Annotated in this window: 18 protein-coding genes and 1 tRNA gene; 11 read left to right on the top strand and 8 right to left on the bottom strand. The window is 73.5% G+C overall.

The window, feature by feature from the left end; translation table 11 throughout:
* Nucleotides 1-93 precede the first annotated feature (93 nt).
* From ACLIBK_RS15320 to acnA, 3 genes are all read right to left on the bottom strand, one after another.
* Entirely contained in the window at nt 94-885 is a 792-nt protein-coding gene (locus ACLIBK_RS15320; RefSeq protein WP_415388145.1) for a metallophosphoesterase family protein, read from the bottom strand.
* Nucleotides 882-1,781 (bottom strand): diacylglycerol/lipid kinase family protein, encoded by a 900-nt coding sequence (locus ACLIBK_RS15315; protein ID WP_415388144.1) that lies wholly within the window; start codon nt 1,779-1,781, stop codon nt 882-884. Before ACLIBK_RS15315 ends, ACLIBK_RS15320 begins: the two co-directional genes overlap by 4 nt.
* A gap of 85 nt (nt 1,782-1,866) precedes the next feature.
* Nucleotides 1,867-4,575, bottom strand: coding sequence for an aconitate hydratase AcnA (gene acnA, locus ACLIBK_RS15310; RefSeq protein WP_415388143.1), 2,709 nt, complete (start codon nt 4,573-4,575; stop codon nt 1,867-1,869).
* Between the two features lie 99 nt (nt 4,576-4,674).
* Between acnA and ccmA the strand changes: the two genes are divergently transcribed.
* From ccmA to ACLIBK_RS15290, 4 genes are all read left to right on the top strand, one after another.
* Entirely contained in the window at nt 4,675-5,265 is a 591-nt protein-coding gene (gene ccmA / locus ACLIBK_RS15305; RefSeq protein WP_415388142.1) for a heme ABC exporter ATP-binding protein CcmA, read from the top strand.
* Nucleotides 5,262-5,921, top strand: coding sequence for a heme exporter protein CcmB (ccmB, locus tag ACLIBK_RS15300; RefSeq protein ID WP_415388141.1), 660 nt, complete (start codon nt 5,262-5,264; stop codon nt 5,919-5,921). The genes ccmA and ccmB overlap by 4 nt, the downstream gene beginning before the upstream one ends.
* 51 nt (nt 5,922-5,972) lie before the next feature.
* The gene (locus ACLIBK_RS15295) at nt 5,973-6,389 is read left to right on the top strand and encodes a hypothetical protein (protein ID WP_415388140.1); all 417 of its coding nucleotides are present in this window, start codon (nt 5,973-5,975) and stop codon (nt 6,387-6,389) included.
* Between the two features lie 155 nt (nt 6,390-6,544).
* Entirely contained in the window at nt 6,545-8,209 is a 1,665-nt protein-coding gene (locus ACLIBK_RS15290) for an alginate lyase family protein (RefSeq protein ID WP_415388139.1), read from the top strand.
* On the opposite strand, the gene ACLIBK_RS15285 is transcribed toward ACLIBK_RS15290, so the two are convergent.
* The 3 genes from ACLIBK_RS15285 to tsaD form a co-directional block, all read right to left on the bottom strand.
* Nucleotides 8,154-9,131: an NAD(P)H-dependent glycerol-3-phosphate dehydrogenase gene (locus tag ACLIBK_RS15285; protein WP_415388138.1), complete on the bottom strand. Its 978-nt coding sequence runs from the start codon at nt 9,129-9,131 to the stop codon at nt 8,154-8,156. The genes ACLIBK_RS15290 and ACLIBK_RS15285 overlap by 56 nt on opposite strands.
* Complete coding sequence (locus ACLIBK_RS15280) at nt 9,124-9,963, bottom strand: 23S rRNA (adenine(2030)-N(6))-methyltransferase RlmJ (protein ID WP_415388210.1); 840 nt, start codon at nt 9,961-9,963, stop codon at nt 9,124-9,126. Before ACLIBK_RS15280 ends, ACLIBK_RS15285 begins: the two co-directional genes overlap by 8 nt.
* A 149-nt stretch (nt 9,964-10,112) precedes the next feature.
* Nucleotides 10,113-11,189, bottom strand: coding sequence for a tRNA (adenosine(37)-N6)-threonylcarbamoyltransferase complex transferase subunit TsaD (gene tsaD / locus ACLIBK_RS15275; protein ID WP_415388137.1), 1,077 nt, complete (start codon nt 11,187-11,189; stop codon nt 10,113-10,115).
* Nucleotides 11,190-11,240: 51 nt separating this feature from the next.
* Between tsaD and hemC the strand changes: the two genes are divergently transcribed.
* The 5 genes from hemC (at nt 11,241) to ACLIBK_RS15250 (ending at nt 15,965) form a co-directional block, all read left to right on the top strand.
* Complete coding sequence (gene hemC, locus ACLIBK_RS15270) at nt 11,241-12,284, top strand: hydroxymethylbilane synthase (protein WP_415388136.1); 1,044 nt, start codon at nt 11,241-11,243, stop codon at nt 12,282-12,284.
* 10 nt (nt 12,285-12,294) lie between these two features.
* Nucleotides 12,295-13,038 (top strand): uroporphyrinogen-III synthase, encoded by a 744-nt coding sequence (locus tag ACLIBK_RS15265; RefSeq protein ID WP_415388135.1) that lies wholly within the window; start codon nt 12,295-12,297, stop codon nt 13,036-13,038.
* Nucleotides 13,035-14,561: a hypothetical protein gene (locus ACLIBK_RS15260; RefSeq protein ID WP_415388134.1), complete on the top strand. Its 1,527-nt coding sequence runs from the start codon at nt 13,035-13,037 to the stop codon at nt 14,559-14,561. Before ACLIBK_RS15265 ends, ACLIBK_RS15260 begins: the two co-directional genes overlap by 4 nt.
* Entirely contained in the window at nt 14,561-15,835 is a 1,275-nt protein-coding gene (locus tag ACLIBK_RS15255; protein WP_415388133.1) for a heme biosynthesis HemY N-terminal domain-containing protein, read from the top strand. The genes ACLIBK_RS15260 and ACLIBK_RS15255 overlap by 1 nt, the downstream gene beginning before the upstream one ends.
* A gap of 55 nt (nt 15,836-15,890) precedes the next feature.
* Nucleotides 15,891-15,965: transfer RNA gene (locus ACLIBK_RS15250), tRNA-Thr, on the top strand.
* Here ACLIBK_RS15250 and ACLIBK_RS15245 read toward each other — a convergent pair.
* Both ACLIBK_RS15245 and ACLIBK_RS15240 read right to left on the bottom strand, forming a co-directional pair.
* Nucleotides 15,966-16,343, bottom strand: coding sequence for a tyrosine-type recombinase/integrase (locus ACLIBK_RS15245; protein WP_415388132.1), 378 nt, complete (start codon nt 16,341-16,343; stop codon nt 15,966-15,968).
* 293 nt (nt 16,344-16,636) lie between these two features.
* On the bottom strand, nt 16,637-17,422 hold the full coding sequence (locus tag ACLIBK_RS15240) for a Hint domain-containing protein (protein WP_415388131.1): 786 nt from the start codon (nt 17,420-17,422) through the stop codon (nt 16,637-16,639).
* Between the two features lie 446 nt (nt 17,423-17,868).
* On the opposite strand from ACLIBK_RS15240, the gene ACLIBK_RS15235 reads away from it, so the two are divergent.
* Both ACLIBK_RS15235 and ACLIBK_RS15230 read left to right on the top strand, forming a co-directional pair.
* Entirely contained in the window at nt 17,869-19,554 is a 1,686-nt protein-coding gene (locus tag ACLIBK_RS15235) for a DUF2491 family protein (protein WP_415388130.1), read from the top strand.
* Between the two features lie 35 nt (nt 19,555-19,589).
* Nucleotides 19,590-20,003: a DUF350 domain-containing protein gene (locus ACLIBK_RS15230; RefSeq protein ID WP_415388129.1), complete on the top strand. Its 414-nt coding sequence runs from the start codon at nt 19,590-19,592 to the stop codon at nt 20,001-20,003.
* Nucleotides 20,004-20,005: the final 2 nt, after the last annotated feature.

The following is a 20,005-nucleotide window of genomic DNA, read 5'->3' as shown; positions in this document are numbered from 1 at the left end:
CTATTCCGGACAGCCCACGGCAAACGCGGGCGATCGATTGCTGTCAATTGCTCAATAATTGAGACAGGTCGGAACAGCCAGTCGAATTTTCCGTCAGTATCTGAAAATTTCGTGCTTAGACCCCTCTTTCCATTGATTTTCTTCCCAACAATACACCTTTAAGTTGCATTCAGAGGAAGATATCACCAAATGATTGAACGAATTTGCCTCTCCTCTCAGTCTGAGAGACGTTGTTGAGCCAGATTGGACAACGAAGACGCCTTTCGTGCTCAGCGCACTGCTCGTGAGCTGATTCGTGTAGGTCTGATGCAAGTGACCGGACAGGACGAGCCGCGTTTTTGCGCGCCGGAACGCTGTCAGGGCGCGACTCGCGCGCTTAACGAGCACTGTCTCGGGATATTGGACGGATGGCAGGAAGGGATGGTGCGCCACCACGATGCGGAACGGGTCCGCCGGTAGGTCCCGCAGTCGCCGCAGCAGGCGCAACAGGTTGGTCCGGTGCACGGCGCCGTCCGCCCAGGATCCGTGCCAGTTCGCCCGGCTCACGGTGTTGAGGCCGATTACCGCGATCTCCTCGTCGATCCAGGCGGGTTCCAGGTCGTCGAGCACCATCTCGCGCCAGCGGCGGAACGGGTCGAGGAAGCGCTCCCAGGGGCGGAACAGCGGGATGTCGTGGTTGCCTGGCACGGCGAGCCAGGGCGCCCGCAGGGCCCGGAGGAACTCCATGGCCTGGGCGAATTCGCGCCGCCGCGCCCGCATGGTCAGGTCGCCCGACACCACCACCAGGTCCGCCGGGTCGGCGTTCAGGTGGTCCACCAGCGCCGCCGTCGCGCGCTCGTCCACCCGGGGGAAGTGCAGGTCGGACAGGTGGTGGATGCGCCTCATGCCCGCGGCGCCAGCACGCGCAGCGCCCGCGGCAGGATGCGGTAGCGCAGCGGCGTCGCCAGCATCAGCATCTCGCCGTCGTTCATTACCCGCAGGTGCTTGCGGCGGGATCGCAGGGTGACCGCGGGGGCATGCAGGATGTCCACCTCCCGCATCTCCCGCCAGCGCCCGAGCGCCATGGCCAGCATCATCAGCAACGCCCAGAACAGGCCGAAGCGGCGGGGGCGATAGATCGCCAGGGTGCCGCCATCCAGCGTCGGGCGATGGAACAGCTGGCCGACGCCGCTCTCGTAGGGGTTGTTCACCACGGAAAGGGCGCGGGCCCAGACCCGGCGCACCCGGCTTTCCCCCGCCACCACCATGCCCAGCCGCAGCGGCGGCTGGCCCATGGCGCGCACGATGCCGGCGATCACGCGTAGGCGGGACAGCAGGCTGCGTTGCCGGCGATGCGCCTGGCGGTGTCGCCCGACGGCGTTGGGCATGCCCAGCACGGACTGGCAGGCGAAAACCTCGCCGTTCACCTCGCCCAGGTCGATCCGCCGTTCGGCGGCCTGCCCGAGCAGGCGCGCGGCTTCCACGGGGTCGAGCGGCAGTCCGAGATCCCGCGCCAGCAGGTTCAGCGTGCCGAGCGGCAGGATCCCCAGCGTCCGGTCGGTGCCGGCCAGGCGCCCCGCCGCACTGCGCAGCGTGCCGTCGCCCCCCCCCACGATGATCAGGGTCGCATCGCTGGCCAGGGCGAGGTCCAGCCGACCGGGCAGGTCGGCCGCCGCATCCTCGCCGATGACGAGCAGGTCGAAGCCGGCGTCGCGGAGCGCGGCCTCGACCAGTTCGGGAATGTCGGGGCGGGCCTGGATGGTGCCCGCCCGGGTGTTCAGGATCAGCGCAGCGCGCGTCATTGGGCCCCCGGCCTCCGGGGGCAGGAAACCCCGGGGGCGAACGCGGGCCTCGCCGGAACGGTTGCCCGTTCCGGCGGTCAGGGCATCAGGCGGCCTGCGGCGCTTCCGCCATGGAGCGCAGCACGTAGTGCAGGATGCCGCCCTGGCGGTAGTACTCGACCTCGTCGGCCGTATCGACGCGGCACAGCAGCTGGGTGCGCGTCTCGGTGCCGTCGGGGCGGTGGATCACCATCTCCACCTGCATGCGGGGCTTGATGTCGTCCAGGCCCACGAGGTCGATCGTTTCCTCGCCGGTCAGGTTGAGGCTCTTGCGGTCCTCGCCGTTCTGGAAGGTCAGGGGCAGCACGCCCATGCCCACCAGGTTGGAGCGGTGGATGCGCTCGAAGCTCTCGGTGATCACCGCCTTCACACCCAGCAGGAAGGTGCCCTTGGCCGCCCAGTCGCGCGAGGAGCCGGTGCCGTATTCCTTGCCGCCGAAGATGACCAGCGGCACATCCTCGGCCTTGTAGCGCATCGCCGCGTCGTAGATCGGCATGATGTCGCCGGAGGGCAGGTGCTTGGTGATGCCGCCTTCGATGCCCGGCACCATCTCGTTCTTGATGCGGATGTTGGCGAAGGTGCCGCGCATCATGACTTCGTGGTTGCCGCGCCGCGCGCCGTAGGAGTTGAAGTCGGCCTGCCGGACCTGGTGCTCCAGCAGGTACTCGCCGGCGGGCGAGGCCTTCTTGATGGAGCCCGCGGGCGAGATGTGGTCGGTGGTGATCGAGTCACCCAGCTCCGCCAGCACGCGCGCGCCGGTGATGGCGCCGCGGATCTCCGGCTCCATCGTCATGCCCTCGAAGTAGGGCGGGTTCTGCACGTAGGTGGAGCCGGAGTTCCAGCGGTAGGTGTCGCTGTCCGCCTCGACCTTGATGGCCTGCCACTGTTCCGTGCCTTCGAAGACATGGGCGTAGCGGGACTGGAACATTTCCCGGTCGAGGGAGGAAGCGACGATCGCGTCGATCTCGGCCTGGGAGGGCCAGATGTCGCGCAGGAACACGTCCTGCCCGTCACTGCCCTTGCCGATCGGCTCGGAGGTGATGTCCCTGGTGATGGTGCCGAGCAGCGAGTAGGCGACCACCAGCGGCGGCGAGGCGAGATAGTTCGCCCGCACGTTGGCGTGGATGCGGCCCTCGAAGTTGCGGTTGCCCGACAGCACGGACACCGCCACCAGCTTGTTGGTCTCGATGGCGTCCACGATGTGGTCGTCGATCGGGCCGGAATTGCCGATGCAGGTGGTGCAGCCGTAGCCCACGGTCTGGAAGCCGATAGCGTCCAGATCCTCCTGCAGGCCGGAGCGGTTCAGGTAGTCCGTCACCACCTGCGAGCCGGGGGCCAGCGAGGTCTTCACCCAGGGCTTCGGCCGCAGGCCCTTGGCCCGCGCCTTGCGCGCCACGAGACCCGCGGCCACCAGTACGTAGGGGTTGGAGGTGTTGGTGCAGGAGGTGATCGCCGCGATCACCACGTCGCCGTGGCCGAGGTCATGGTTGGCGCCCGCCACCGGCACGCGCGCGGCGATGTCGGCCGTTTGGCCGGCGCCGGCCAGCGCGGGCAGGTCGCGCGAGAAGGCGTTGGCGGCGTCGCTCAGCACCACCCGGTCCTGCGGCCGCTTCGGGCCGGCCAGCGACGGCTGCACCGTGGACAGGTCCAGCTCCAGCGTGTCGGTGAACAGCGGGTCGGGGGTGCTCTCGTCGCGCCACAGGCCCTGCGCCTGGCAGTATTCGCGCACCAGGGCGATGCGGTGCTCCTCGCGGCCGGACAGGCGCAGGTAGCCCAGCGTCACCTCGTCCACGGGGAAGAAGCCGCAGGTGGCGCCGTATTCCGGAGCCATGTTGCCGATGGTGGCGCGGTCGGCCAGCGGCAGGTTGCCCAAGCCGGCGCCGAAGAATTCCACGAACTTGCCGACCACGCCCTTCTTGCGCAGCATCTGGGTGACGGTCAGCACCAGGTCGGTGGCGGTCACGCCCTCGCGCAGCTTGCCGGTCAGGCGGAAGCCGATCACGTCGGGGATCAGCATGGCGATGGGCTGGCCGAGCATGGCGGCCTCGGCCTCGATGCCGCCGACGCCCCAGCCCAGCACGCCCAGGCCGTTGACCATGGTGGTGTGGCTGTCGGTGCCGTAGCAGCTGTCGGGATAGGCGTAGGTGTCGCCGGTCTCGTTGCGGGTCCACACCACCTGGGCGAGGTGCTCCAGGTTCACCTGGTGGCAGATGCCGGCGCCGGGCGGCACGACGCGGAAGTTGTTGAAGGCGGACTGGCCCCAGCGCAGGAACTCGTAGCGCTCGCCGTTGCGCTGGTACTCGATCTCGACGTTCTTTTGCAGCGCGTCGGCCTCGCCGGACACGTCCACCATCACGGAGTGGTCGATCACGAGGTCCACGGGCACCAGCGGGTTCACCTGTCGCGGGTCGCCGCCGAGCTTGAGGATGCCGTCGCGCATGGCGGCGAGGTCCACCACCGCGGGCACGCCGGTGAAGTCCTGCATCAGGATGCGGGCGGGGCGGAACGGCACCTCGCGGTCGGAGCGGGCATTCTCCAACCAGCCGCCGAAGGCCTTGGCGTCGTTGACGGTGTAGGCGCGGCCGTCCTCGAAGCGCAGCACGTTCTCCAGCAGCACCTTGAGGCTGTTGGGCAGGCGGGCGACGTCGATGCCCAGCGCCTTTCCGGCTTCGGGCAGGCTGAAGTAGAAGTAGTCCTTGCCGTCCACCGAGAGGGTCCGGCGGGTCTGCAAGCTGTCCTGCCCGATCATGCGCATTTGCTGAGAACCCCTCGCAAGTACATTGATGTGATTAGGATCGGCTTGAAGCATGGCGACCGCTGCCGGTCCAGGGGAGAGGCTCAGACAGGTGGGGTCGTGCTGACGGCGGAGAAGCTCACGTTGCGCCGGGGCGGGCATGTGGTCATCTCGGGGCTCGACCTGCGGGCTGCGCCGGGCGAGGCGATCGTGCTGACCGGGCGCAACGGGGCGGGGAAGTCGTCGCTGCTGCGGGGACTGGCGGGGCTGCTGCGGCCTGCCGGGGGCCGCGTCGCCTGGGACGGCCAGGACATCGCCGCCGATCCGCCGGCGCATGGCCGCCGGCTGCGCTGGGTCGGGCACCTCGATGCTTCCAAGCCGTCGCTCAGCGTGTGGGAGAACCTGCGCTTCGCCGCCGCGCTGCTGGGCGGCGACCCGGCCAGCGCCGCGCGGGCAATGGGACTGGAAGCGCTGATCGAGCAGCCCGCGCGCACCCTGAGCTCCGGCCAGAAGCGCCGGCTGGCCCTGGCGCGGCTGGCGCTGGGAACGGCCGCGCTGTGGCTGCTGGACGAGCCGACGGTGGGGCTGGATGCGGCCTCGGTGGCGCGGCTGGAACCCTTGCTGGCGCAGCATCGCGCGGCGGGCGGCATCGTGGTGGCGGCGACCCACCTGCCGCTGCCCATGGCCGGCACCCGGGACTGGCCGCTGTGAGGGCGTGGCGCGCGGTGCTGGGGCGGGAGCTGCAACTCGCCGCGCGGCATCTGGGCGACGCCTTGTCGGCGGTGCTGTTCTTCCTGGTGGTCTGCGCCCTGTTCCCCTTCGGCGTCGGCCCCAGCCCGGAGGCGCTGGCGCGGCTGGCGCCGGGGGCGCTGGTGGCGGCCGGGCTGCTGGCGGCGCTGCTGCCGCTGGACCGGCTGTTCGGCGCCGATGCCGAGGACGGGTCGCTGGACCTGCTGCTGGTGTCCGGCCTGTCGCCGGCGGGGCTGGCCGCGGCCAAGGCGGCCGGGCACTGGCTGACCACGGGCGTGCCGCTGGTGGTGGCGACGCCGGTGGCCGGGGCGATGCTGAACCTCGACCCCGCGGCTTGGCCCGCCGCCTGCCTGGCACTGGCGCTGGCGGCGGCGGCGCTGTCGCTGCTGGGCACGCTGGGGGCGGCGCTGACCATGGGGGCGCGGCGCGGCGCGGCGCTGCTGCCGGTGCTGGTGCTGCCCTTGTCCGTGCCGGTGGCGATCTTTGCCGCCGCCGCCATCGAGGCCGCGGCGGCCGGGCTGTCGCCGCGTCCCTACCTGCTGCTGCTGGCGGCGATCTGCGCCGCGACGCTGCCGCTGGCGCCGCTGGCGGCCGGGGCGGCGCTGCGGGGGGATTGAAAAGCCGCCGCCGAATCGGTCCATATACCGCCAACCAGGAGCACGCAGCCCATGCCGACCATCAAGGGCAAGGCGCCCGGTGCCGGCGCCGGTGAAATGTCCCGCCGCACCCAGGCGCTGCGCCCCGCCATCGCGCTGGAACCCAAGCAGGTCGAGCAGGCCCGCCGCATGCGCCGCGGCGGGCTGGAGCCGGCGCAGATCGCCGAGCAGCTGGCTGTGCCGCTGGAGGAGGTGGAGAAGGCGCTGGTGCAGATGCGCATGCCGCGCCCGGAAACCACGCGCGGCACGCTCAACGTCACCCTGGCCGCGCACCGGCTGGTGATGCAGGAACGCCGCGGCGACGAGCCGATCTGGGTCACCATGGACCGCATGCTGAACGAGCTGCTGCGGCTGCGCGCCGACCGCGAGCGCCCGCGCCGCCTGCAGGAAGACCAGGGCGCCCTGCCGCTGTTCGGGAGCGACGCCTGAACCCCTCGCGCGGCGCGCGGCTCGCCCCCTGGCTGCTGTCGGCCCTGGCGCTGCTGCCCGGCCTCGCCGCGGCGGCGGAGCCGCTGCGATCCCCCTTCGCGCCGCTGCCGCCGGTGACGCGCCCGGCCACGGATTGCCCCGCCGCGCCGGAAGCCATGCGCAACATCGAGGGCGTGGCCTTCTACGCCGATCCCGCTTGGTCCCGCCCCGACCCGCAGCGCCTGGCCGCCGACCGGGCCGTGCAGGCCGGCATGAACACCTGGCTGGACGTGGTGCAGGGCGCGGCGGCCCGGCGCCGGGCCGGCGAGCGGCGCGCCGCCGCCTGCGCGCTGAGCACGCTGGACAACTGGGCCAAGGGCGGCGCGCTGCTGGGCGGCACCAACCTGCAGGGCAGCTACCACCGGGTCTGGACCCTGGCCGGCGCGGCGCTGGCCTTCCTGGCGATCCGCGACGCGGAAGGGCTCGACCCCGTTTCGGCCGGGCGGGTGGGGCGCTGGCTCGGCCAGGTGGCCGAGGCGGTGCGGCCGCGCTACGATCGTTCCTCCCAGGCGCGGATCTCCGACGCGCTGAACAACCAGGCGGCCTGGGCCGGGCTGGCGGTGGCAGCGGCCGGTATTGCCGCCAACAAGCGCGAACTGTTCGACTGGGGCCTGGACAAGCTGCGACAGCAGCTGGCCCAGGTCACGGCGGAAGGCGCCCTGCCGCAGGAAGCCGCGCGCGGCGCGCTGGCGCTGCACTACCACCTGTTCGCGCTGGCGCCGATCGCGGCGCTGGAACGGCTGGCGGCGGCCAACCGCGTCAGCCTCGCGCCGCCGGAGGCCGAGGCGCTGGCGCGCCTGACCCGCTTCATCTTCGCCGCGACGCAGGATCCCAGCCGCATTGCTGCGCTGGCCGGCGTGCCGCAGCAGGATTTCTGGCTGGAGGACCGGCCTGTCCTGTCCGCGGCGGCCGGGCTGGAACTGCGTGCCCAGGCCGCAGCCGATTCGGCCCTGGATGCCGCCCTGGCGCCGTTCCGGCCGCTGCGCGACCGCTGGCTCGGCGGCGAGGTGACAGGGCGCTGGGGCGACCCCGCCGCACCGGCCCCGCCTTTGGACGCCGCCGCGGCATCGCCGGAGGGTCCCGCCGCGGCAACCCCGGGCAGGGCAGGGAGCGAGGGGCCGGCGACGGGTACCGGCGCAGCCGTGACCCCGACGGTCCCGAACACCGCGACTTCGGCGGCTCCCGCCGCCGCGACCTCGGCGATCCCGTCCACTGTGATCGCGGCAGCAGGTGCCGCGGCGGCCGCAGCCGTTGCTGCCTCGCCCACCGGGGTGCTCGCGGCGGTCGCCGTGCCCGCTCTGCCGTCACGGCGCGGCGCGCCGCCGGCGAGTCCGGCATCGGGCAGCGCGGCGCCGACGGCACCTGCGCCGCGCGGTCCGGCCCCGGAAGGTGCGGCTGCGACGGACGCCCGGCCCGCTTCCCGCAGCGCCAGCTTCGGGCCACCGGCACCGCGTAGCCCTGCTCGGCCAACAGGGCAGGACTCCGCGCCGCGGGCCGCAGCCGCAGGACGTGCCACCGCGCCGGCACCGTCCCGCACCTCTGGCCCCGAGCGCCGGAGCGGCACGCCGGCCGCCCGCGCTGCCGCCACTCCCCCGGGACGCGCGGACACGCCCGCGCCGCGGCCGACCGCCGGGGGCAGCGGCCGCGACGCCGCGGCCCGCAACGTCCCGGCCAGTGCCGGCCGCCCGACCCGCCCCGAGCCGCCGCGCGTCCGGGACGCCGCCGCTACTCGCCGCGGCGCGGCCGCTCCATCAAGCGCTCCACCGCGCTCCGCACGCTGAGTCGGCCGTCCAGCACCGCCACCACGGCGGCGCAGACCGGCATCTCCACCCCGCGGGACTCGGCCCGGGCCAGCAGGGCCGGGGCGGTGGCGGCGCCTTCCACCACGCCGCTGCTGCCCGCGAGCGCTTCCGCCGCCGGCACCCCGCGCCCGAGGGCATGGCCCAACGCGAAGTTGCGGCTGCTGCTGCCGGTGCAGGTCAGCAGGAGGTCCCCCAGCCCCGACAGGCCCGAGGCGGTTTCCGCCCGCCCGCCGGAGGCCACCACCAGCCGGGCGATCTCCGCCAGCGCGCGGGCCACCAGCGCGGCGCGGGCATTCTCGCCCAGCCCCGCGCCGATCGCGGCGCCCGCGGCGATGGCCACCACGTTCTTGGCCGCGCCGCAGAGCTGCACCCCCAGCGGGTCGGCGCTGCCGTAGAGCCGGAAGCCCGGGGTGGACAGGCGCGCGGCGGCCAGGTCGCAGAGGGCCGGGTCGTCGCTGGCCAGGGTGGCCGCGGCGGGCAGGCCGGCCGCGACCTCGTGCGCGAAGTTGGGGCCGGACAGCACCGCCGCTGCCAGGCCGGGGTGGCAATCCGCCACGATCTCCAGCGGCAGGGCGAGCCGTCCCGCCTCCACCCCCTTGGCCACCATCACCGCGGGCGGCAGCGCGGGGGACAGCGCGGCCAGGGTGGCGCGCAGGTGCTGCACGGGCACCGCCAGCACGCAGAGCGCGGCGCCCGCCAGCGCCTCGGCCGCGTCGGCGGTGATGCGCAGGCCGGACAGGGCGGCGCCGGGCAAGCGCGGGTTCTCGCCGGCCCCGCGCATCGCCGCGGCGCGGGCGGGGTCGCGGGCCCAGAGCGCGACCGGGCCGCTGCGCGCCGCCTGGATCGCCAGCGCGGTGCCCCACGCCCCGGCGCCGATCACCGCGAGGGGGGCGTCACTCATCGCACAGCCGCGTCACGGCGAAGCCCTGGCCGCGCTCACCCTCGCCAAGGCGGTCCAGCAGCGCGGCCAGGATGGCGCGGGCGGCGGCCTCGAAGCCGCCCTCGGGCGTCCAGGGCGGGTTCACCACGGCCAGGCCGCAGCCGTTCAGGCGGGTCGGGTCGGTGGGCTCGCGCAGCCACAGCTCGCAGGCCAGTACGTCGCGCATGCCGCTGTCGCGCAGCGCGTCGTGAAAGGCGCGCACGGGGGCGCGGTGCTTCACGGGGTACCAGGCCAGCTGCACCCCGCCGCGGAACCGCCGCCACACCTCGCGCAGCGTGTCGGCCAGGCGGTCGAACTCGCCGTCCTGCTCGAAGGGCGGGTCCAGCAGCAGCAGCCCGCGCTTCTCGGGAAACGGCGTCAGCGCCGCGGCGGCTTCCCAGCCATCCCGCGCATGCACCGCCACGCGCCCGTCGCGGCCGAGGGCGCCGCGAAGGGTGAGCTGGTCCTCGGGGTGCAATTCGCAGAGCACCAGCCGGTCGTCGGGCCGCAGCAGGGCCCGACACAGCGCCGGGCTGCCGGGATAGAGCGGCGGCCAGCCCTGGGTGCGCAGTAGTTCCAGCCAGGGTGCCAGCGGTCCGGTCGTGACGTCCCCCAGCCGGCCGATGCCGCGCTGCCATTCCCCAGTGCGGGCGGCACGCTCGTCGCGCAGGTCGTAGAGGCCGATGCCGGCATGGGCGTCCAGCACGCGGAACGGCGCCGGCTTGCGGCACAATGCCGTCAGGACATGGTGCAGCAGCGCGTGCTTCACGCAGTCGGCGAAGTTCCCGGCGTGAAAGGCGTGGCGGTAGTTCATCCCGATGATCCGGCTGCCCGACGATGGTTCCGGCGTGAAGGCGTGCCGCGCCGGAGCGGCGAGGGGCGTGTAGCCCGTGTTGCCCGACGCAGCCACCGCGCCCGGGCCGAAGGTCGCCGCTGGCCGGACCGCGACCCAGGCGCGCGCCTTCAGCCGGCCGGCGCCGCCATCTCGTCCAGCGGCCAGCGCGGGCGCGGGGCGTGGTCCACCGGATCACGCAGGCCGGCGCGCAGCCGCTCGATCCCGGCCCAGGCCACCATCACCGCATTGTCCGTGCAGAGCCGCACCGGCGGCGCCACCAGCGGCAGCCCGGCGGCCGCCGCGACCCCGGCCAGGGCGGCGCGCACGGCGCCGTTGGCGGCGACGCCGCCCGACACCACCAGGGCGGTCGGCGATCCGGCCATGCGCAGGGCGTTGCGCGCCCGGTCGGCCAGCACGGCCGCCACCGCAGCCTGAAAGGCGGCGGCGAGGTCGGCCCGGCCGCTGCCACCTTCGGGCAGGCGCCCGGCCGCCTGGGCCACGGCGGTTTTCAGGCCGGAAAAGGAGAAGTCGCAGCCGGGACGGCCCAGCATCGGGCGGGGCAGGGGAATGCGTCCGGGGTCGCCCGCAGCCGCCAGCCGTTCCAGGTGCGGCCCGCCCGGCCAGGGCAGGCCGAGCAGCTTGGCCGCCTTGTCGAAGGCCTCGCCCACCGCGTCGTCCAGCGTGGTGCCGAGGCGCCGGTAGCGGCCCAGCCCTTCCACCGCGACGCACTGGCAGTGCCCGCCGGACAACAGCAGCAGCAGGTACGGAAAGGCGGGTGCCTGCTCCAGCAAGCCGGGCAGGCGGGGCGTCAGGGCGTGGGCTTCCAGGTGGTTCACCGCCACGAAGGGCAGGCCCTGCGCCAGGGCGATGCCCTTGCCGAAGCTGGCCCCCACCACCAGCCCGCCGATCAGGCCGGGCCCGGAGGTCGCGGCCACGCCGCCCAGCTGCCCCGGCCGCAGCCCGGCCTGTTCCAGCACGCGCGCGCACAGCGCGGGCAGGTGGACGAGGTGCGAGCGGGCGGCGATCTCGGGCACCACGCCGCCGAAGCGGGCGTGTTCCACCACCTGGCTCAGCAGCGTTTCCGCCAGCACGCGGCCGTCGGGTGCCAGGATGGCGGCGGCGGTCTCGTCGCAGCTGCTTTCCAGCCCCAGCACCGGCCCGGCCAACGGCGCGCCCGGAGGGCCGCCGATCACGCTCTCCTGCATCGCGTACCCCACTGCTTCCCCGATCGGCGAGGCGGCTCTATGACGCGCCCCATGTTGTCTGCCCACCCCGCCACGGCCGCAGGAACGGCGCTGCCCGCCAGTGCGGAGGCGCCGGCCATCGCGCATCCCCGGGTCAACCCGCGCGGGCGGGGGATGCCGCTGCGCGTCGGCACTCGCGGCTCGCCCCTGGCGCTGTGGCAGACCCGGCATTTCCTGCGGCTGGTGACGCATTTCTGCCCCGTGCTCCGCATCGCGGAAGCCTTCGAGGAGCACGTCATCACCACCTCCGGCGACCGCATCCAGGATCGCCGCCTGGCCGATATCGGCGGCAAGGGCCTCTTCGCCAAGGAGATCCACGAGGCGCTGCTGGACGGGCGCATCGATTTCGCGGTGCACAGCCTCAAGGACCTGGAAACGGAGATGCCGCCGGGCATCGCCCTGGCCTGCACCCTGAAGCGGGAAGACGCGCGCGACGTGCTGATCCCCGGGCCGAACTGTTCCGGGCTGGACCCCGCCGACCCGCTGGGCACCCTGCCGGCCGGGGTGCTGATGGGCACGGCCAGCCTGCGCCGGCAGTCGCAGATATTGCATGCCCGGCCCGACCTGCGGGTGACCATGATCCGCGGCAACGTGCAGGGACGGCTGGGCAAGCTGGCGGCGGGCGAGGTGGACGCCACCATGCTGGCCCTGGCCGGGTTGCGCCGGCTGGAGATGCAGCCGGAGGGCATGGTGGTGCTGGACCCCGAGGCGATGGTGCCCGCCGCCGGCCAGGGCATCGTGGCCGTCACCGTGCGCGAGCGCGACCGGGAACTCTGCGAACTGCTCTCGGCCATCGAGGACCCGGAAGCGCGGGCGGTGTCGCACGCCGAGCGGGCGCTGCTGGCGGCGCTGGACGGGTCCTGCCGCACGCCGATCGGCGGCTATGCCAAGCTGCTGCCGGACGGGCAGCTGCGGCTGACCGGGCTGGTGGCCCGGCCGGATGGCTCCTTTCTGCTCAAGCGCGCGCTGCACGGCGCCGCGAGCGACGCAAAAGCGCTTGGCGACGAGCTGGGCCGCGAGCTGCGCGCCGACAGCCCTTCCGACATCTTCGGCTGACGCCCTTCCCTTGGCTCCGGCCGATGCCGCACCGGCGGGCTGCCTGATCACCCGTCCGGAGCCGGGGGCCACGGAAACGGCCGCCCGGGTCGCGGCGCTGGGCTGGCATCCCGTGCTCGCCCCCGCGCTGGTGCTGCAACCCCGGCCCGGGGCGCTGCCGCGGGCGCAGGCGGTGCTGCTGACCAGCCGCGCGGCGGCCCGGGCCCTGGCCGGACAGCTGGACGGCCGCACCGTGCTGGCGGTGGGCGAGGCAACGGCCGCAGCGGCGCGCGAGGGCGGCGCGGCGTGGGTGCTGGCGGCTGGCGGCGACGCGGCGGCCCTGTGCGAGCTCGCCGCGGCGCAGCTCGACCCGGCGGCGGGACCGCTGCTGCTGGCGGTGGGGGAGGGCTACGCCACCGACCTCGCCGCGGCGCTGCGGGGGCGGGGCTTCCGGGTGATCCGCCGGGTCGCCTATGCTGCCCACCCGGCGCCGTCGCTGCCGGACGGGGCGCGGGCCGCCCTGTCCACCGGCGGGCTGCGCGCCGCGCTGTTCACCTCGCCGCGTTCCGCGGCCCACGCCGTCCGGCTGTTGCGGGATGGCGGCGGCCAGGACGCGGCAACCGCGATCGATGCGCTGGCGTTGAGCGGGCGCGTGGCATCCGTGCTGGCGGGGCTGCCCTGGCGCTCCGTCCGCATCGCTGCGCGCCCGGACCAGGATGCCCTGCTGGCCCTCCTCGGGCCGGCCCACCTCGAAGGATCCGTGGCCGTTTCATGAGTGACAACCCCGCACCCGCCACCACCCCTGCCGCCGAGGCGGGACCGGGCAGCGCGCCGGCCCCGGCCGGCCTGCCGCGCGGCCCGGCCCCCCGCCGGCTGGACCCGGCCGTGCTGCCCATCCTCGCGGGTGTGGTGGTGCTCGGGGGCGCGTTGTTCTTCCTGTTCGCCTGGCCGAGCAGTTCCGTGCGGCCGGCGGAGAACCTGCGCACCCGGATCGAGAGCCTGGACGAGCGGCTCGCCTCGCTGGAACGGCTGCCGCAGCAGGTGCGGGCGCTGGAAACCCGCCCCGACCCCGCCGCCGGCCTGCCGGAACGGCTGACCGGCAACGAGCGGCGCCTCGCCACGCTGGAAAGCACCGCCCAGGAGTTGGCGGCCCGTCCGCCCGGCGACCCGTCCAACAAGACGGCCATCGAGGCGCTGACCGCCCGGGTCGCGGCCATCGAAACCGGCAGCGCCGAGGCGGTGCGCCGGCTGGAGGAGCACGTGGCGGGCGTCGAGGCCGCGGCCACGCAGCGCGTCGCCGCGCTGGAAAGCCGCGCCGGCGATGCCGACCGGCAGATCGAGGCACGCGTCGCCGCGATGGAAGCCCGCGCCACCGAGGCAGGGCGCCAGATCGAGAGCCGTCTGGCCGCAGCGGAGTCCCGCGCCGGCGAGGCGGAGCGCCGGTCGGAAGCCCGCGCCGCGGAAACCGACCGCACCCTGTCGCAGCGGCTGGGCGAGGCGCAGCGGCAGCTGGCCGAGCGGCTAGCGGCGGCGGAACAGGCCATCACCCCGCGGCTGCAGGCGCTCGACCAGAGCATCGCCCAGCGGGTGGAGGCCGCCTCCGGCGAGCTAGACCGTCGCATCGGCGCGCAGAACGCGGCGCTGGACCAGCGGCTGGCCGTGTTCGACGCGAGGGTGCGCCAGGCCGAGAATGCCGAACGCCGGGTCGGCCTGCTGGCCGCGCGCGGCGCGCTGCAATCGGCGCTGGAGGCTGGCCGGCCGCTCGGCGCGGCCCTGTCCGGCCTGCCGGGAACTCCGGCACCGGCCCTGGCGCGCTTCGCCACTGCCGCGCCGCCCACGGAAGCGGCGCTGCGCCTGAGCTTCGAGGACGCCGCCCGTGAGGCCCGCGCGGTGGCGCAGCCGCGCGGCCAGGGCGTGGTCGACTCCGCCCTGGCGCGCATCCAGGGGCTGGTGACGGTGCGGCGCGGCGAGCAGGTGCTGGTGGGCGACGCCGTGTCCGGCGAGCTGGAGCAGGCGCGCAACCTGCTGGATGCCGGCGACCTCGGCGGTGCCGTGGCGCGGCTCGACCAGCTGCCGCCCGAACCCAAGGCCGCGATGGCGGCTTGGCTGGGGCAGGCGCGCGGGCTGCTGGACGCCCGCAACGCCGTGCGCGACCTGACCGTGGCCCAGGCGGAAGGGACGCCGGCCGCGCCGGCCCAGCCCGCCAGTACTCCCGCCGCGGGCGGCCAGCCCGGACCCGCCGCGGGCGCCGCGGCCCCTGCTGCGCCCAGCCCCGCGCAGCCGGAGGGTGCCCGCTGATGCTGCGCGCCATCGGGCTGCTGATCCTCCTGGCGCTCGGCATCGCCGCGGCGTGGTTCCTGCGCCAACTGGGCGGCGTGATCGAGCTGCGGGTAGGCGAGGTCTTCGTGGCCGTGCCGCTCTGGCTCTGCCTGCTCGCGGCGGTGGTGGGTTTCGTCCTGCTCTACGGGCTGCTGCGCGGCTGGGCCCTGCTGCGCGCCTGGCCGTCGCGCGTGCGGGCTCGCCGGGCCGCCCGCAACCGGGTGGAAGGCGATGCCGCCGTGACCCGGGCCCTGGTGGCGCTGGCGACCGGCAGTGCCGACCAGGCACGGCTGGAGGTGCGGCAGGCGCGCCGGCTGCTGGGCGACACGCCGCATACCCTGCTGCTGACCGCCGAGGCCGAGCGTTTGTCCGGCCGTGAGGACGCGGCGGCCGACGCCTTCCGCGCCTTGTCGGAACGGGACGACGCCCGCTTCCTGGGGCTGCGCGGGCTATTGCGCGCCGCCATGCAGCGGGAAGACTGGCCGGAAGCGCAGCGCCTGGCCCGGGAGGCCGAGGCCGAGCAGCCCGGCGCCGCTTGGATCCGCGAGGAGCGGGCGCGCCTGGCGCTGCGGACGCATGACTGGCGAGAAGCCCTGGCGCTCTCCGCCCCCGGCATGTCGCAGGCCGCGTTGGCTTTGGCCGCGGCTCAGCAGGAGCCCGATGCGGACCGTGCGGCGGAACTGGAGCGCCGCGCCTTTGGCCTGGATCCGTCCTTCGCTCCGGCGGCTCTGGCGCTCGCCGCGCGCCTGCGTGCTGCCGGGCAGGACCGCCGCGCGCGGGGCGTGCTGGAAGAGGCCTGGAAGGCCGGGCCGCATCCCGCAGTCGGGCACGAGTTCCTGGCCGACAGCGGCGACGTCCTGGAGCAGGTCAAGGCGGCCGAGAGCCTGACCCAGCCCAACCGTGCCCATCCCGAGAGCCGGCTCCTGGTCGGGCAAGCGGCGCTGCATGCTTCCCTGGTGGGCCGCGCCCGCACGGAACTGGAAGCCCTGGTGGCCGGCGAAGGCGCCGATCGCCGGGCCTTCCTGGCGCTGGTGGAGCTGGAACGGGCCGAGCAGGGCGACACGCCGGCAGGCCGAGCCGCGGAGGCCAAGTGGCTGCGCGCCGCGGCTGCAGCCCTGCCTGAGCCGGTCTGGCGCTGCACGGCCTGCGGCACGGATCATCTGTCCTGGGCACCGGTCTGCGATCACTGCGGGACGGCCGGGCGGATTGGCTGGACGGGAACCCCGGCCGGGCAGGCGCTGAGTGCGGCATGAGCGCGCCGGGATGCAGTTGCAGGCGGCGTGCGGGGCGTCTAGATAGCGCCGGCACGCCGACGTAGCTCAGCGGTAGAGCAACTGATTCGTAATCAGTAGGTCCCCGGTTCAATCCCGGGCGTCGGCACCATTATCCATCCTGTTCGGCATCTTGCGACCTGCCGGGTAGAGGCGGTTTCCCTGCTTCCCCGCCGGTTTCCCTGGCCGCTTTCTGGCGCCCGGCAAGCCGCTTCTTGGCGCCGCTCTCCATCTGCGCCGCGGTCGGCCGGGCGTATCGCCGTGCCATCTTCGCGTCCCGGTGTCCGGTGTGGGTGCTCATCTCGATCAGGTCGGCCCCGCCGTCCGCGAGCTCCGTGGCCGCGGTCGCCCGCAGATCGCGGAACTGAAGGCTCTTGGGGATGCCGGCCTTCGTCGCGGCCTCCCGCCAGTCGTGGTTGACGGTGTAGCGGTTGTAGGGCAGCCCCGTGCCCTCGTGGATCTCCGCCGCAGCTGCGGACCGGCCTGACATCGCAACAGGCGCAGCAGGCAACTCTCAGCTGGTTCCCCAGCGGCCCTGCGAGGAATGACCGGAAGTTCAAGCCGCTCCAGCCGATATCCGGACAGCAAAAGGCCGGTAATCGCCCGTTCCCGCGTTCCGGGCCGCTGCTGTGGCGAGCGCTGCAACAGGCTGCGCGGTTAACTCGGTCCGGGTCGGCAGTCTGGATCGACGCCCAGGGTCTGCGCGGTGCAGCCGAGGCTCCCGAGTGTCAGGGCGATCCGGAAAGAAAGGGGCCGACCAGACGGCCGGCCCCCAAGACTGGTTCAGGCCACTTCGGCCAGAGCCATTTCGTCCGCGCGCTGCTGCAGTTCCGCACGAATCAGCTTCGCCACCTCGCCACCATCGGCCGGCAGGCGAGGCGCCAGGCGCGCGTCGCTGTCACCCTCGGTGAAGTCGGCGTGCAGCATCTCGACCTGACTGCCGTTGCTGAAGGCGTGACGGTTGCCGGTGTCCAGGTAGCTCTCGGACAGGGCACCCTCCGCCACCAGTAGGTCGTGGTGCTCCAGTTCCACGTGCCAGTAGGTCACATGGGCGTAGCCGGCTTCGCGGATGACGGTGGTGCCGTTCACCAGCAGCCGCGCCGGCACCAGCGAATCCTTGAGCCACATGCAATGGTCCGGGGACACCACGAGGTCGCGCGACGGCACGTTCTCGCCCAGCGCGCCGGCACGGATGCGCACGGGTGCCACCTTCTCCGGCCGCGGATGGCGCAGCAGGTCGAAGCGGCGCCAGCCGATCCGCTTCACCGGCGCGGAAGCGCCGTGACGGCCGGAGCAGGTCAGTGCCATGTCGCCGATGACGAGATCCTCCACCGCGACCGGGCCGCGCTCGGTCGCGATCCGCGTGCCGCTCGCGAAGCAGGCGAGTGCGGCGAAGGTCACCGCCCCGTCGGCCATCACCATGGTGTCCGAACCGTCACCGCCGGCCAGCGTGTCGTCGCTAACGGCGTTGGGCGGCGCCTCGTTGAGGCCAGGGTCGATCCCGAGCCTGTTGAGGCCGGGGGAGTAGTGGTTGTTGCCCTCCGTAGGGATGCCATTGTTGTACGGCATGAGTGCTCCGTCCGGACATCTCGCTTCGAGCCCGACTACCAAACCCAGCAAGCGACATGCTGCGTATGCAAGATCGAGTAACAGGGCGTTAACAACCTAACAAGAGAAATTCTTCAGAGATTAACAACTATATCGAGTGTTATAGTGCATCTTAAACCGATAAGGCGAGCACAAGATCTGAGATGGCGGCCGCTTGGTCACGAGGTGGCAGAAGGTAAGATGAAGTGCCGGTGGGACTACCCCGGCATGTGCTGATCCGCTCTGGCCGGGGTACCTCCCCGGAGCATGCTGCAGCGGGTCGGGCTGGTGCCAGCGCAGCCAAGTCGCCCGGCGTTCGCGGGCCGCGCCCGTGCCAGCCCTGAGCCCTGGCTATCGTTACGGCAGCCGTTATCCTGGCCCTCAAGCCGGTGCTGCAACCAGACGCCCGGTGGAAGGTTCGCAGAGGGATGATGCGCCCAGGATTGCTTGCCCGCTGGCTGGGCGTGACGCTGGTTGTCGGCACGCTCCTGCCGGTGCCGCCCTTTTTCCCCAGCGCGGAAGCCCAGGCGCAGTCACGCTCCAGCGGCGGCTATTCGCGCCCCAGCGGTGGTTCGCGCACGCCGTCCTCCAGCAGCTTCGGCAGCAGCTCCCGGACACCGTCCTCCAGCAGCTACAGCCGAAGCTCCTCCTCGGGCGGATACAGCCTCCCGGGTTCCGGCGGCTCCTTCGGCAGCCGGCGTCCTTCGGTGGTGCCGGGCTACGGCAGCTCGGCCGGCGACCGGTCCTATACGCGCGAACAATCGGGCGACGTCCTGCGCCGGATGCGCGAGCGCGCGGAAAGCGAACGGCAAAGGGCGGAACAGGCGGCGCGGCCGCCGGCGACCTCGCAGCCCTCGGCCGGCGGAGGCTGGGGCACGGGGGGCTGGGGCAGCACCGCCGGCGGCTACCGGCCCGCCCCGCGCTCCAGCTGGCCGAGCGACGTGTCGAGTGGCTGGTACCGCAACCGCGGCTACCAGGTGCCGGGCAACGTCATGAACGGCCCGCGCTCCTTCGGCATGTGGGACGCGGCCTTCCTGTATTTCCTGCTCAGCACCCTGTCGCAGTCCGGCCACGCCGACTTTTTCCGCAACCACCAGGACGATCCCGGCTTCCGCGAGTGGCGCCGGGACGCCGAGCAGCGCGCCCAGGAAGATCCCCAGATGCGGGCCAGCCTGGACGACCTCGACCGCCGGCTGGCGGAGTCGCGCGATCAGCCGCGCGACCCGAACTACCTGCCGCCGGGCGTGCCGCCGGAGGTGGCCACCGGGACGGCGGATGCGGCGGACCGCCGCACGCCCAGCGTCGAGCCGGCCGGCGGCGGAGGCGGCATCCCCGTCTCGGTGATCGGGGTCGTGGTGGTGGGCGGCGGGCTGCTGGGCCTCCTGGCCTGGCGGCGGTCGCGCGCCGCGGGGAACACGGGCAGCATCGGGGGGAGCGGCGGGATGGGACCGGCAGGCACGTTGCGCAGCGGCGCGGAGATGCTGCGCCACAAGGCGTCAGGGGAGGGCTACACGCCCTCGCGCTTCCGGGTGGGCATGACGCTGACGGTGGACCCCACCCCCTTCCTCCTGACCGCGGGATCGACCCACGTGCCCAGCCCCTCCAACGGCGGCGAGGTGGTGAGCGTCACCGAGGTCGGCCAGATCGCCGAGAGCGGGGCAGGGCGGCTGGTCCGGCTCTACCTGCCGGAAGGGCGGGCCATGTTCCAGCTGCACGTCGGCCGGGACGGCGAACCGGATGAGTGCCGATACTTCGCCGTGCTGGACGAGGTGACCCCGGCGGACGAGGCCGAATGGGGCGCCTGGCTGGACCCGCGGGAAGGCATGATCGGCTGGCCGGAATTCCAGACCAAGGACGGCAAGCTTTACGGCCGCGCCTGGTCGCCGGGCCAGTCGCGGGTCGAGCCGCGCGAGCTGGTGGAGGAAGTGGCCTCGGCGCAGGGCACCCGCACCGTGCGCAGCCAGGCGATGCTCTATGCCGCCCCGACCGGGGCGCCGGCCCCGGCGCCGCAAACCGAATACATCCTGGTTTCCGCGATCCAGGATGGCAGCCAGGCCTGGGTGGAGGTGCGGGCGGGGCTCGATGTCAGCCTCGCCTCGCTGTCCCTGGCCTGACCCACGGCAACGCCCGAAGGACGATCGAAGAACCCATGGACGTGATCCTGGAAGCCCTGCGAGCGGGCCTGCCCGTGCTGGTGACGCAGTTCGCGGTTACGCTGGCGCTGCTCTGCATCGGCGTGGCCGTCTATATGGCCATCACGCCGTTTCACGAGATGCGGCTGATCCGCGCCGGCAACATCGCCGCCGGCATCGTGCTGGCCGGCACGCTGGTGTCGCTGGCCCTGCCACTGGCGGCGACCCTGGCCACCAGCCGCGCCACGCTCGACATCCTGATCTGGGGCCTCGTGGCCCTGGTGATCCAGCTCCTCGCCTTTTCCGCCTGCACGGTGCTGATCCGCGGGCTGCGCGGGATGATCGAGGACGGCAACGCCGCCGTGGCCTGCACGCTGGTGGGTATCCAGCTCGCGGTGGCGCTGCTCAACGCCGGCGCGATGGCCGGCTGAAC

It is taken from the genome of Roseomonas sp. BN140053, assembly GCF_047690175.1.
Classification (GTDB): domain Bacteria; phylum Pseudomonadota; class Alphaproteobacteria; order Acetobacterales; family Acetobacteraceae; genus Roseomonas.
The sequence above is the reverse complement of the archived record's forward strand: the minus strand, read 5'-3'. Positions and strand labels throughout refer to the sequence as shown.